Genomic DNA, 13291 nt, shown 5'->3' with positions numbered 1-13291 from the left:
TTGTGCTTCGTGGTTCACTTGTTTTCTTGGTTACACTCTTGCTCAGTGTTTCGCTAAAGGCACAGACAGGTACGGTCTGTAAATGGATATCCACGTTTGATGGAGAAGTTGTCCTTGACTCGCTTACTGTCTACCCCGAGTCCATCAAAATCAAAGAACCGAATTCCGAGATCAGGTACAGTTTTAATCTTAATACAAATAGTATCAGAATTCCCAATCAGGGGTTTGATTCTGTCCGGGTTTGTTATAGGACGCTGCCATTCGATCTCCATACCCCGAAGGCAAATAGAACTTTAGACATCTATGATTCCACAGCGCTTTTCAAAGATGCGGTGCTGTATCAAGAAGCGCTCGCACTGCCAGTCAGAGAAGAAATAGTATCGACTGAAAGTATTACCAAGACGGGTAGTATTACCCGAGGAGTATCCTTCGGAAATCGCCAGGACGTATTTGTAAATTCTACACTAAACCTTCAAATGGAAGGGCAACTCACTGAAAACGTTAACCTTCGGGCAGTAATCACAGATCGTAATGTGCCTTTTCAGCCTGAAGGCAATACTCAGCAACTTCAAGACTTCGATAATGTATTCATCGAACTCTATAACGATAAGTTTTCGCTGAAAGCGGGCGATGTGGTACTAAGAAATGGAGAGTCCAATTTTCTTCGGTATTACAAGAATGTTCAAGGTGCCCAATTTAAGATTGACTATGATTTGTCCAATGGTTTTAAGGCCCGGACGTCATTGGCCGGTTCTGTGGCCAAAGGTCGTTTTGCTTCAACCTCAATCGAGCCAATTGAAGGTGTGCTGGGTCCTTACCGAGTCAGGGGAGCACAGAATGAAAGGTTCCTGATTATTCTGGCGGGATCAGAGAAGGTATTCATCGATGGAGAACAAAAAACAAGAGGTTTTGAAAATGATTATGTGATCGACTATAATTTGGGAGAAATAACCTTCACCAATAAGGTGCTGATCACTCAGTTTACTCGAATAAGAGTCGATTTTGAATTTTCAGACCAGAATTACACACGTTCTATCTTTCAGGCCAGTCACTACCAAGAAAACGACAACCTAAAATTTTCACTCAACTATTACAGTGAGAAGGACAACAGAAATCAACCTTTGGCTTTTGAATTGAGTAATGAGGAGAAACGAATCCTTGCGGATGCAGGAGATGATTTGGATCAGGCATTTACCAGTCGTGTAGATAGTATTGGATTTACCCCTGACTTGATCCTCTATAGAAGGACGATAGGTCGTGATGCAGATAATTTGTCCTATGATATTTTCCAATATTCGACTAATCCAGATAGCGCTTTCTTCGATGTGCAATTTTCGGAAGTTGGTAATATGCAGGGAAACTACCGCCTCTTAAGTACCACTTCCAATGGGCGGATTTATGAGTGGGTTCCTCCGGTGAATGGTGTGGCGCAAGGCAACTTCGAGCCTATTTCCATTCTTAACGCCCCGAATCAGAAGGCAATGTTCACTATTGGTGGTGCCGCAAAACTGAATGACCATGATGTTGTCGAAGCAGAATTGGCGCTATCACAAAATGATTTGAATCTCTTTTCTGAGGAAGACTCAGAAGACGATAATGGCACTGCTTTTAAAGTTATACACAGAACAAAGGATAGATCCGTTCGGTTACTGCCTAATTACCAGTTCAACTCTGAAGTTTCATTCGAGTATAACAGCGAGTCGTTCTCCTTTGTCGATCGGCTTCGGTACATAGAATTTGATCGAGATTGGAGCTTTAATCCCAACGATTTTACGCAGAACTTTTCTGAAAATATCCTGAACGCTCAGGTCAATTTGTCCAAAGACAGGCTGAATAATTTTGACTATCGACTAGTTAGACGAAAAAGAGGCGAGGCTGTGGATGGTTTTCAGCATTACTTCAATGTATCTAAGCAGTTTGGTAGAATTCAAACCCAGCTGAATGCTTATTTGATGAGAAACGATCAAGTTGTTCTTGATTCTGAATGGAATAGAGTCAAGCTGGATATTGCCTATGCCAGCCGATGGTTTATTCCAGGTTACCGATATCAGCAGGACAGGAACGCGGTAAGAAACCAGTTGGACAATCGAGTAGTAAGTACGGCTATGAATTTTTCTGAGCATACATTCTATTTGAAGAATGCAGATACCCTTAGAACAACCTACGGTATTGACTATCAAAGTAGGGAAGACCGTCTCCCTATAAACGGAGTATTGCTCGATAACAATCAATCAGAAACATGGAATGCCTTTTTTAAGACCAATTTTGATAGCAATAACAGGCTCTCATTGCTCTTCACTTATCGAAATCTAGAGAATCTCAATGAGAGTGGATTGGATAGGAATGATGAAACGATTATGGGGCGAGTTGATTGGACAGGGTCATTTTTCGACCGAATCATTCGGTCTGAGCTTAATTATAACCTATCAAACAGTCGTGAGTTGAGAAGGGAATTTATCTTTATTCAAGTAGCCACTGGTCAGGGAACACATACTTGGAGAGATGATAATGGCGATGGTATTCAGGACTTGAATGAGTTCTATTTGGCAATCAACCCTGATGAGAAGAATTACGCAAAGATCTTTGTGCCAACCGATACTTTTGAGGAGGCCTTTAATACCATCATTTCGTATAGATTCAATTTGAATTTCCCGCGAACATGGAATAGTGAAACCGGATTTAAGAAATTCATTGCTCACTTTTCCAATAGTACAGCATGGTCACTCAATTCCAAAATCACTGACGATGACCTGGGTAGTAGATTACTGCCAACCAATGTTCCTGATTCGCTCATACTCGGTTTAAATGAGAGTGTTCGTTCAACCCTATTTTTCAATCGTTCCAATACCAAATTCGGTGCAGATATCGGTATCGCCCAAATTCAGAACAAGCAACTCCTTCTTAATGGTTTTGAGAGAAGAGCGAATCGTGATATCAGGACTCATATTCGATGGAATATTAACAAGTCGCTTAATCTCGACATCAACTACATTGATGGAAATAGAAGTAACTCTTCCGATGTATTGACAGAGCGAAACTATCAGATAGAACAAACTACATTTCAACCTTCGCTTACCTGGCAACCCTTCAGGACATTCCGGTTCACAGGTAAGCTGTCCCAAAAGGAAAAGCAAAACGTATTTTCTGAAGGCAATGGAGAAACAGCGACACTTAGGGAATTAGAAATTAGTATGCGTTTTGCCAAAGCTGCCAAAACTACCCTAACGAGTGGGTTCCGTTTTGTGAATATTGATTTCTCTGGCACCGAAAATACACCAACAGGTTATGAACTTTTAGAGGCACTCAGGCCAGGTCAGAATCTTACTTGGAATGTAAATTGGCAACAGAAATTGGGGAAAGGCCTTCAGTTGGTGCTAAGGTATGACGGAAGAAAATCGGCCGACAACAGTGCTATTCATTTGGGAAGAGTACAGGTGAGCGCATTGTTCTAGTAAGTGTTAATAAAAGGTTAAAGCCCGATTTTGACTAATCCATAATTGCACCATCCCGTATCTTAGTACTGACCAAACTATTTTTTATGAAGACGCGAGCTGCCATTTTGATCCTCACTTTTTGCTTTTCAATCACCACTTTATTTAGTCAGAAAAAGTCAAATGAAATATTTGTAGACCAGCAATGGTTCCAAACTCATCAGTCTGATGATGACTTAGTGCTGCTTCACGTTGCGGACCCTAAATCGTATGAGGAGGGGCATATAGAAGGAGCTATTTCAATAGTCCCCCAAGAGTATACTGTGGTGAGAGATGGACTTTATTGGGAACTGCCCGAACTGAGTAAGATGGATTCTACCCTCAGGTCCAAAGGAGTAACGAATGACTCTCAGCTGATCCTTTATTATGGAGGAAATGATCATGCAGCTACGTTTAGATTGTTTTTTACACTAGACTATTTTGGACTGTCCGATCGTGTAAGAATACTGGATGGTGGCCTCAAAGGATGGAAAGCCAATGACTTGGCCCTTAGTACAGACAAACCAGCGATATCCGAGACAACAGGTAAACTTAAGCTTAAGCCAAAGAAGAAAATCAAGGTGGATAAGAATTATGCCCGAAAGTCTGCAGGTAAGGATAAAATCAACCTAATCGATGCCAGACGAGATGTATTTTATAACGGAACTGAAATGGGTCAGTATAAACGTGGGGGGCATATTATGGGGGCTGGTAATATATGCTGGCTCGATATAGTAGATGAAAACATGTTCGTAAAGGACAAGACTGTCTTAGCTCAGATGTACGCGGCTCAGGGAGTAGGGAAAGGCGAACAGGTTGTAGCCTATTGCCACGTGGGTTTAAGAGCGTCTACCATTTATACCATTGCCAAATATTTAGGCTTTCAGGCAAGACTCTATGATGGATCCTTCAATGAGTGGGATACACTACCAGATGAGTATGCCGTAGAAAGGTAGGCTTAGGACCTTGATTTCTTAAGGTAAATGATATTTACCCTCAGCATTACGAAGAATGCAAACAAGAGAAATGGAATGACAGCAAAGTTCTGGCTGATCACTATTGGTTCAGAGAAGCCATTCGTGATTGCGGCTACTAATAAACCAATTCCGACAGCCAGAATTAGCCACCCGATGACCACTACCCGTTTTGTGATTAATTTCTGGAGCCCTTGCTCGTTGGCACTCATAACTAATGCATTGATTTGAATTTGCGCATCATCTTATTGGCAAAGACAAAGTCATCTAATTCTTGAACTCCGGAGTGGATGATGTCATTGTTGGTTCCTTCCCATAACTTTCGGCTATTGGAAATAAAGAGAATATATTCCCCAATTTCCATGACTGAGTTCATGTCGTGGGTCACGATGATGGTAGTTATATTATACTCATCCGTGATCTCTTGAAGCAATTGATCAATTTTTATTGAAGTCTGAGGGTCAAGTCCCGAGTTGGGTTCATCACAGAAGAGATACTTTGAGTTGTTTACGATTGCTCTGGCAATTCCTACGCGCTTTTGCATACCTCCACTGATTTCTGAAGGCATTTTCTTGTTGGTGTTTTCAAGCTTTACTCTTTTTAAGATAAAGTTGACCCGATCCAACTTCTCGTCTTCAGGCATATCAGTTAAAACGTCAAGTGGAAACTTGACATTCTGTTCCACATTCTTTGAATCGAAGAGAGCCCCGCCTTGAAAAAGCATTCCAATTTCCCTACGGATATCGGTTTTGGTGTCACGATCGGCACCAATAAAATTCCTTCCATTGTAAAGAACCTCTCCACTGTCGGGCATAAAAAGCCCCACGATATTCTTGAGCATTACACTTTTTCCCGATCCGCTCGCACCAATGATCATACTGGTTTTTCCTTGTTCAAAGACACCATTGATGTCTTGTATGACCGTCTTGTCTGCAAAGGACTTCGTAAGGTTTTTAACTTCTATCATCAGACAAGGAGTAATTGAGCGAGTACAAAATCACTTAACAAAATCGCAATACAACTTACGGTAACCGCACGCGTACTGGACTGTCCTACCTCTAGGGCTCCACCTTTGGTAAAAAAACCCATGTAGGCCGAAATGGACGATACAAGAAATGCGAATACCACAGATTTGATAAGCGCGAAATAGACACTGAACGTATTAAACTCAAGTTTCAATCCAATGAAGTAGTCGGCAGGGGCTAGGACACCACCAAACTTCGCTGCCAGATAACCACCAGAAATGGCTAAGGTTCCTGCCAGAATAACCAAGAATGGGTACATGAATAATGTCGCTACAATTTTTGGTAACACTAGATAAGAAACGGAATTTATGCCCATTACTTCCAATGCATCAATTTGTTCAGTAATTCTCATGGTACCTAGGTTACCGGCAATACTGGAGCCTACCTTACCTGCGAAAATGATCCCCGTAATGGTCGGTGCCAATTCTAAAATCGTCAAGTCTCTTACAACTAAACCGATGACATTATCCGGTATCAAAGGGTTAACCAAGTTATAGGCAGTTTGGAGTGTGGATACCGCTCCCATAAACACCGAAACGATGGAGACAAGGACAATACTGTTGATACCTATCAAGACGCATTCGTCCAGAATTAATTTGGCATAAGTCCTGAAAGACTCAGGGTTCTTAAAGAGTGCACCAAGAAATAAAATGTATTCTCCGAGTTTTCTCATGAATCTAATTTATTCCTGTTGGAATCAATCATCGGTAAAATAGTAAAACTTGCCCTAAGAGTGCCTTCAAATCGGCAAAAAAGGAATTCTCATTTTACTACATCATTACAACGAGTGTTTTGACAATAACAGATTAACTTTATGTAATAAAGCGACAAACATGCGAAAACTGGCAGTGATTAGTAGTGGCACCAAGGGAATTGGCAGGGCTACGGTAGAGAAGTTTCATAAAGAAGGTTTTGATGTTGCAACTTGTGCAAGAAGTGAAGATGACCTGCTAAACCTTAAAAGTAGTTTAGAAGGACAGAATGGTCCGGGATCTATTTATGTAAAGCCTGCTGACATGTCTGATATGAGGCAGCTGGGAGCTTTTGCTGACTTTGTCAAAGCACATAGTCAGCCTGTAGATGTGCTGCTCAATAATACGGGGGTCTTCATTCCTGGTTCGGTTCATGATGAGGCAGAGGGCAGCCTTGAGCAAATGATTGAGACCAACTTATACAGTGCGTACTACCTGACCAGAGCCTTTATTGAAGGCATGAAAAAAAGAAAAGAAGGTCATGTGTTCACTACCGGTTCCATCGCGGGGATTCAGTCTTATGCAAATGGCGGCAGTTATTCGATTTCAAAGTTTGCATTGCATGGATTTACAAAGGCCTTAAGAGAAGAAATGAAAGAACATGGTGTAAGGGTAACCTCGATACTCGCTGGAGCTACTTATACCAACAGTTGGGATGGAGTGGAGTTGCCTGAAGACAGGTTTATGAAGGCCACGGACGTTGCCGATGCCATTTATGCGGCACATGCTCTTTCTAAGAATACAGTGGTAGAAGAGATACTACTTAGACCACAGCTGGGAGATATTTAAGAGTTAACAAAATTGCAACAAAACACCTCATTTCAGGTTAACTTTGAAGCAATCAGAAATCCATGAATTCTAGCGTAGCCTCAGTTAAAAATTACTGCAAGAGCCTTGTCAAATACCACCGTAGAAAGTCGATCCCTGTGAAGGTTGGCGATGTGATAATAGGTGGTGATAATCCGATTGTTGTACAGTCTATGACTACCATTGACACTATGGATACAATGGGTTCAGTGGAGCAGACCATCAGAATGGTGGAGGCAGGCTGTGAATTAGTCCGTATTACAGCACCAAGCTTGAAGGAAGCCGAGAACCTTAGGCATATTAAGGCCGAACTGAGAAAGAGGGGATACAATGTTCCACTGGTGGCTGACATCCACTTCACACCAAATGCTGCTGAACTAGCGGCACAGATAGTCGAAAAGGTTAGGGTGAATCCGGGTAACTATGCCGATAAAAAGAAATTTGAGAACATCGAGTATACCGATGAGACCTATGAAGCCGAACTTCAACGTATAAGAGATCGGTTTACTCCACTGGTTGAACTTTGTAAGGCACATGGCACCGCCATGAGGATCGGTACCAATCATGGTTCTCTTTCCGATAGAATCATGAGTAGGTACGGAGATACCGCTTTGGGAATGGTTGAGTCAGCCCTTGAGTTTTTGCGCATTTGCGAAGATTTAGACTTTGATCAAATTGTGATTTCTATGAAGTCTAGCAATGCTCAAGTCATGGTGGAGGCCTATCGATTGCTTGTTCAAAAGCTGGATGAAGAGGGTCTAAAGCCCTATCCACTCCACTTAGGTGTGACGGAAGCCGGTGAGGCCGAAGATGGAAGGATCAAGTCAGCAGTGGGTATCGGTACTTTGCTCGAAGATGGCCTTGGGGATACTGTAAGAGTTTCGTTAACCGAAGAACCTGAATTCGAAGCTCCTGTCGCCCAAAAACTGGTTGATCAATACATCAATCGTGAAGATCATGACGCAATTGCGGAGATTGAGGAAAGTCCTATCGATCCATATGCATATCACCGAAGGCAAACCCGAGAGATCGTTAACATTGGCCAGACCAATGTGCCTCGTGTGATGGCTGACTTCAGTCGAATAGATGAGGTTTCTATTAAAAGTTTGAAGGCCATCGGTCATTTCTATCTTCCAGAACCAGACAAATGGACTATGAATGATCAAGGGGCTGATTATGTCTACTCAGGAGGCAAGGCTATACCCTTTATGCTCCCAAATGGGATAAGAGAAGTAATCGATTACCCTATTTGGAATGAACTTGAGGACAAAAAGAATCGCCACCCGATATATGCTTTGGATCAGCTGAAAGTTGCTGAGAATTGTGATGATACTTTAAATTTTGTCACGCTTGAAGATCATCAATTGGATGATGACACCATGTCCATCTTGGAAGCCGATAATCTCGTGGTCGTCCTGAAGACGAGAAATAAGCATGCTATGCCAGCACTCAGAAGGTTCTTCTTTGAGTTGGAAAAGAGGAAGTTAAAAGTGCCTGTAATTATTGAAAGAGGATATGAGATTGTCTATGAGGAGACTTTTCTGATTCAGGCATCGACAGATGTTGGCGGATTACTAGTCGATGGCTTTGGCGATGGCGTAATGCTTAGTGCCACTGAAAAAGATGATGTTGATGCTTTGAAACTGAAGAATCAGACCGCTTTTGGAATTCTTCAGGCAGGACGTACCAGAATGACAAAGACAGAGTATATCTCTTGTCCAAGCTGTGGTCGTACCCTTTTCGATCTTCAGGAAACGACCGCCATGATCAGAAAACGAACGGATCATTTGAAAGGCGTGAAAATCGGCATCATGGGATGTATTGTGAATGGACCTGGAGAAATGGCAGACGCGGATTTCGGTTATGTAGGGTCTGGGAAAGGCAAAATTACCTTGTATAAAGGTCAAGACGTTGTAAAAAGAGGTGTTCCATCAGAACAAGCCGTTGATGAATTGATTGAAATCATTCGTCAGGACGGAAAATGGATGGAACCACAAACCATTGAAGGATAAAGAAATGTCAGAAGAAAAGAAGAGTGCTGAAAAGGAAGAAAGGGTTAAACTAACGGCTAAAGAGGCCTTTGACTTTGGTCCATTATTGGGTTATTTCTTTAGAAAGAAGGACCCTAATCGTCCGAATAATTTCAATTTACGGATGATGCATGGCGTGAACAAGATTTCTATTATCATGTTTTTAATTGCCCTGACCGTGATAATTGCTCGTGCTATTTCACGCAGCATGTAGTTCGGTCCACTATTTTTTTGACTTATGTATATTGATGAATTCAGAGACTATTGCCTAGCCAAGCCAGGCGTGACAGAGGATACTCCTTTCGGCCCTGATACGCTTGTGATGAAGGTCATGAATAAAGTTTTTGCTATCACGGGAATTGTGGAGTATGAGTTTATTAACCTCAAATGTGATCCTGAACGGGCAGCAGAATTGAGAGAAGAATTTGATGGAATTCGTCCAGGTTGGCACATGAATAAAGTGCACTGGAATTCGGTATTTACGGATGGCTCCGTACCAGAAAACCTAATCAGAGAATTGATCGATCATTCTTATGATCTGATTGTAGCTAGCTTGCCAAAGAAGTTGAAGGAAGAGTTAAAAAATCTTTAAGGGATCAACTTCACCACATAGTTATGTAGTGAGTAATTGTCATAGTTATCTACACTGAGCTCTACCCAACCAAAGTATCTAGTGGTGCCAATATCTATTCTGACCGCTACAAATTTATTCTGTAGACCATTCCAAAGGCCACTGACTGTTTGACCAGCGATTTCCGCAAGTGGCAGCGTAGAAGCATTCACCCAGGTCTCTGAAGTTGCAGTAACAATATCACCACTGTTCAAGGCTTTGATATCTCCATTTTCATCGACTGAGACTCGAACATCCGCGCTCTCAGTATTGAGTGTGAGCCCTCTATCACCACTAAATTCTTGATAAGCATTAAGTGTAATATCTGTGGTCTGATCAAAATTGATATCTAGTGCACGTGGTGTAATATGTACCTGATCCAGAGATAAAACAAGAGGGCTTGTTAAACCAAGAGAAACTATATTTTCACTGCTATCATCACCCATAACTAACTGACGTTGTTCCTCGGTAATGCCTCCACCATCATCGTCTCCGCAGGAAACAATGGTGATCAGTAATAGTGTGAAGAGTAGAATTTTGCAGCGTTTCATATTGTGGGTTTTTCTAACAACTAAGTTTGCCAGTAAAGGGTTTGGGCTTCAATAGGGTTTTCGAAAGGAGTTTTCTCCTCCTGACACTTTTCATATCGGGCTCGGATGGCATTATACCATTTCGCTTGCATATCCGGATCGCCCATAAGCATCAAAGGAGGGTTGTTATTTAGTCCTTCTTTGAGTTTTTTGAAGACATCCACATCCTGTTGGATAAACGTATCAGCGAACTTATAGAATATAGGCCTGAAGATCTTAAACCAGCTAATGTCTGTATAGATGAACTGGGTTAACTCCGTTGTGTTTTCATTAACCGGGGTGAGTGTTGTCATGATCAAAATGACTTTTTCCCCTACAGTAATATGTTCAATACGAATGCCAGGTATTTGAAAGCTTATCTCAGTGGTCTGTTCCTTCTTTAAAATTTTATAGGCTGCCGAATTTTTTGAGGGGGCATGCCTAACCATCTTAAAACCAAGATGGCTGGGAGCGAATTTCTTCTCTTTGAGCTTAAGGTTGTCGCTTTTTCTAAAAAACCATGATTGATGTACAAAAGGCACATGTGCCGGATCGATTAAGCCAATGACAGAGTGATCCAAACTGCAGTCCATAGGTTTTGCAGTGACGAGGTCAAAGGATTTGTCCTGGTCTAAAGGGAATTGTGGAAATAGGCTTTCATCAATATCCTCTGGCTTTCGCATATCACGCGGCAAGTAGATCAGTACTAAGCCATGCACCTCTCTGATAGGATAATAAGGTGCCCTTACTTTGCTAACATCTAGTTTCGAATTGGGAGGCAGGGCTGGAATCTTTGTGCAAGTACCATCGGTTTTAAATCGCCATCCGTGGTAGCAACATTGGATTTCGCAACCATCAAATTTCCCGTAGGTCAGCGGTATTCCTCGGTGTGGACATTGATTTCTTAAGGCGAAAGCCTTTCCGTTTTCATCGCGCCCAAGAAGAATCTTTTCGCTATCAATTTCCTTTTCAATGGTTTTGCCCTTTTTCAGAACACTTCCATGACAGGCCACATACCAAATATTGCGGAGGTTATTGGACTTGCTTGCTTTCATTCCGCAACAAACATAATGAATAAGATGCTTATTGGTATATGATTAAAATCAGAGAATTTCTAACAAAGCATTTTTGTCAAGTACCGTTGCAAACTCCTCATTTAGACTGGCCAGGGCTGTCTGGTGGATCAATTCGGCTTCAAACACTTCTCCATTCAGTCCTTTTCGATCGAAAGTGGCGGAAGCATCGGACACCAAGTAGACTTCGAATCCAAAATTGCCAGCCATTCGGGTGGTTGTAGAAACGCAGTGATTCGTGGTTAAGCCAGCAATAACCAGTTTGTCGATATCTTGGGTATCCAGTCTCTCCTTTAAATCGGTACCAATGAATCCCGAGTTTACATGCTTGATGATCAAAGGCTCCCCATCTATAGGTTGGAACTCATTGAGCATTTGAAAACCGGGCTTACTTTCATGAAGCTCTGAGTTCGGGTCTGTGGAACTATGAATGATATGGAAGACTGGCAGGTCTTTTTCACGCCAAATATCTAGGAGTTCCTTTGCTACTTTTTCGGCATAAGGGTTATTGCGGTTTCCTCCCCAATGCTCGGTTTTCTCCCAACCCTTTTGAAGATCGATAAGAATAAGTGCTGGTTTCTTTTTGGTAAGACTCATATTCAAGATTGAGTCGTAAAAATAATACCTAGTCCCTAATGATAGGACCAAGTACTTCTAACTTTCCATCAATTTCGGGCAGTTCTGTAATGCCCAAGACCTTGGCAATCATTGGATAGATATGGATGTTCCGAAACTTATCAATCTTTAAGCCTGATTTAAAGTTTGGGCCGTAGGCGTAGAAAATAGCACCCATGTCTTCCGTTTCTTCAGGATCAAAGCCGTGCTCTCCGTGAAACTCTTGGTTCTGTATGGCCCTGTCTTTTCTGTTTTTTGAGGTAAGGTAGTGTCCTGGGTTGATTTTGATAAAGAGATCACCAACACGATGGTTGTTTCCATAATGCCAGTGTGCTGGCATCTCTGACTTGAAGTAGACTTCGAATTTATCGCTATCTGGTCTAGCCTTTAGTATGGAAGCCATCTCATTTAGATAAGCTTTGTCTTCGGAATAGAAATGCCCATGCGCACCATTGCTGACAAAACGAAACTTGTCTTCATCAAAATCTTTGAGCAATTCTTGAACGGTCATATAAGAATCTTTCTCTGGCTTTATTTCATGCATGCCGTGATCAGACGTTACTATCACATTGACAGGAAGATCAATTGCTTCCAACTTCTTCATAAGCAGACCAATGAGCCTGTCAGCCTCTAACACTGTCTCTTTGGTTTCTTCTGCATTAGGGCCAGTTGCATGTCCCTGGCTATCGACCAAGGAAAAATATAAAGTCATGAAATTAGGCCGTTCCGATACTGGAAGTTCTAGCCAATCAATGGCTGCCTGAATTCTTGTCTCGTTTGGGACTGAGCCATCATAGATATGATAGTAATCCGGGAAGCTCCCAGTGACTGGAGCTTCAGAACCCACCCAGAAATAGGATGCTGATTTCATTCCATGTTGCTGTACTAATTGCCAAAGCGGGGTGCCCCCATAAAATGCCGGATTTTCAACAATTGATCTATTTCTAGTGCTGTATTGGATGTCTAGTTGAGAGTCGTAGAAGCTATTGTCAACCAAACCGTGATGATCGGGATATAGTCCTGTAACAATTGTATAATGGTTTGGGAAAGTCTTACTCGGGTAGGATGGAAGCATTGCTTCTGCACTCACACCTTCATTGATGAATTCTTGTAAGTTAGGCGCATTGAATTTTTCGACATAGTCATGCCGGAAGCCATCCAATGATATAAGAATGACATAAGGCGTTTGATCTTTGTCTTGGATTTTGGCCACAGAGACAAAGCCAATTACTGCCACTAAAAGGAATAATTCAAAATGCTTTTTCAACACACGCTGTTTCGAAAGTAAAGGTAATAGTAGGGATAGTGGCATATGATTTTATAACTGTTAAGCTTCTATTAATAAACGTAGCAAAGGCTTTGATCT

At 41.8% G+C, this 13291-nt stretch carries 13 protein-coding genes; 6 read left to right on the top strand and 7 right to left on the bottom strand.

From position 1 onward, the window contains the following. The first annotated feature begins 2 nt into the window (after positions 1-2). Positions 3-3452: a hypothetical protein gene (locus BFP97_RS09385; protein WP_069844262.1), complete on the top strand. Its 3450-nt coding sequence runs from the start codon at positions 3-5 to the stop codon at positions 3450-3452. A gap of 86 nt (positions 3453-3538) precedes the next feature. Next, on the top strand, positions 3539-4426 hold the full coding sequence (locus BFP97_RS09380; RefSeq protein ID WP_069842168.1) for a sulfurtransferase: 888 nt from the start codon (positions 3539-3541) through the stop codon (positions 4424-4426). 2 nt (positions 4427-4428) lie between these two features. Here the strand turns inward: BFP97_RS09380 and BFP97_RS09375 are convergent, their stop codons facing one another. Genes BFP97_RS09375 through BFP97_RS09365 form a run of 3 tightly spaced genes read right to left on the bottom strand, consistent with a single transcriptional unit; the run spans position 4429 to position 6142 of the window. Continuing rightward, entirely contained in the window at positions 4429-4656 is a 228-nt protein-coding gene (locus BFP97_RS09375) for a hypothetical protein (RefSeq protein WP_069842167.1), read from the bottom strand. Between the two features lie 2 nt (positions 4657-4658). Then, entirely contained in the window at positions 4659-5411 is a 753-nt protein-coding gene (locus BFP97_RS09370; RefSeq protein WP_069842166.1) for an ABC transporter ATP-binding protein, read from the bottom strand. Then, entirely contained in the window at positions 5411-6142 is a 732-nt protein-coding gene (locus BFP97_RS09365) for an MlaE family ABC transporter permease (protein ID WP_069842165.1), read from the bottom strand. Before BFP97_RS09365 ends, BFP97_RS09370 begins: the two co-directional genes overlap by 1 nt. A gap of 160 nt (positions 6143-6302) precedes the next feature. On the opposite strand from BFP97_RS09365, the gene BFP97_RS09360 reads away from it, so the two are divergent. The 4 genes from BFP97_RS09360 to BFP97_RS09345 all read left to right on the top strand — a co-directional run bounded on the left by BFP97_RS09360 (position 6303) and on the right by BFP97_RS09345 (position 9650). Further along, positions 6303-7010, top strand: a complete 708-nt coding sequence (locus BFP97_RS09360) for an SDR family oxidoreductase (RefSeq protein WP_069842164.1) — start codon at positions 6303-6305, stop codon at positions 7008-7010. 62 nt (positions 7011-7072) lie between these two features. Then, positions 7073-9040 (top strand): (E)-4-hydroxy-3-methylbut-2-enyl-diphosphate synthase, encoded by a 1968-nt coding sequence (ispG, locus tag BFP97_RS09355; RefSeq protein WP_069842163.1) that lies wholly within the window; start codon positions 7073-7075, stop codon positions 9038-9040. Continuing rightward, entirely contained in the window at positions 9030-9272 is a 243-nt protein-coding gene (locus BFP97_RS09350) for a DUF6728 family protein (RefSeq protein WP_139135249.1), read from the top strand. Before ispG ends, BFP97_RS09350 begins: the two co-directional genes overlap by 11 nt. Before the next feature lie 24 nt (positions 9273-9296). After that, on the top strand, positions 9297-9650 hold the full coding sequence (locus tag BFP97_RS09345) for an MmcQ/YjbR family DNA-binding protein (RefSeq protein ID WP_069842162.1): 354 nt from the start codon (positions 9297-9299) through the stop codon (positions 9648-9650). On the opposite strand, the gene BFP97_RS09340 is transcribed toward BFP97_RS09345, so the two are convergent. Genes BFP97_RS09340 through BFP97_RS09325 form a run of 4 tightly spaced genes read right to left on the bottom strand, consistent with a single transcriptional unit; the run spans position 9647 to position 13192 of the window. Next, entirely contained in the window at positions 9647-10219 is a 573-nt protein-coding gene (locus tag BFP97_RS09340) for a hypothetical protein (protein WP_069842161.1), read from the bottom strand. The two genes, BFP97_RS09345 and BFP97_RS09340, sit on opposite strands and share 4 nt — an antisense overlap. A gap of 20 nt (positions 10220-10239) precedes the next feature. Continuing rightward, positions 10240-11292: an aromatic ring-hydroxylating oxygenase subunit alpha gene (locus tag BFP97_RS09335; protein WP_069842160.1), complete on the bottom strand. Its 1053-nt coding sequence runs from the start codon at positions 11290-11292 to the stop codon at positions 10240-10242. A gap of 48 nt (positions 11293-11340) precedes the next feature. Continuing rightward, on the bottom strand, positions 11341-11907 hold the full coding sequence (locus BFP97_RS09330; protein WP_069842159.1) for a cysteine hydrolase family protein: 567 nt from the start codon (positions 11905-11907) through the stop codon (positions 11341-11343). A 28-nt stretch (positions 11908-11935) separates the two neighbouring features. Beyond that, a complete protein-coding gene (locus BFP97_RS09325; RefSeq protein WP_170827441.1) occupies positions 11936-13192 on the bottom strand; it encodes an ectonucleotide pyrophosphatase/phosphodiesterase in 1257 nt (418 codons plus the stop codon). Positions 13193-13291: the final 99 nt, after the last annotated feature.

The sequence above is a fragment of the Roseivirga sp. 4D4 genome (assembly GCF_001747095.1).
GTDB lineage: Bacteria > Bacteroidota > Bacteroidia > Cytophagales > Cyclobacteriaceae > Roseivirga.
This window is presented reverse-complemented; position numbering and strand designations above follow the sequence as displayed.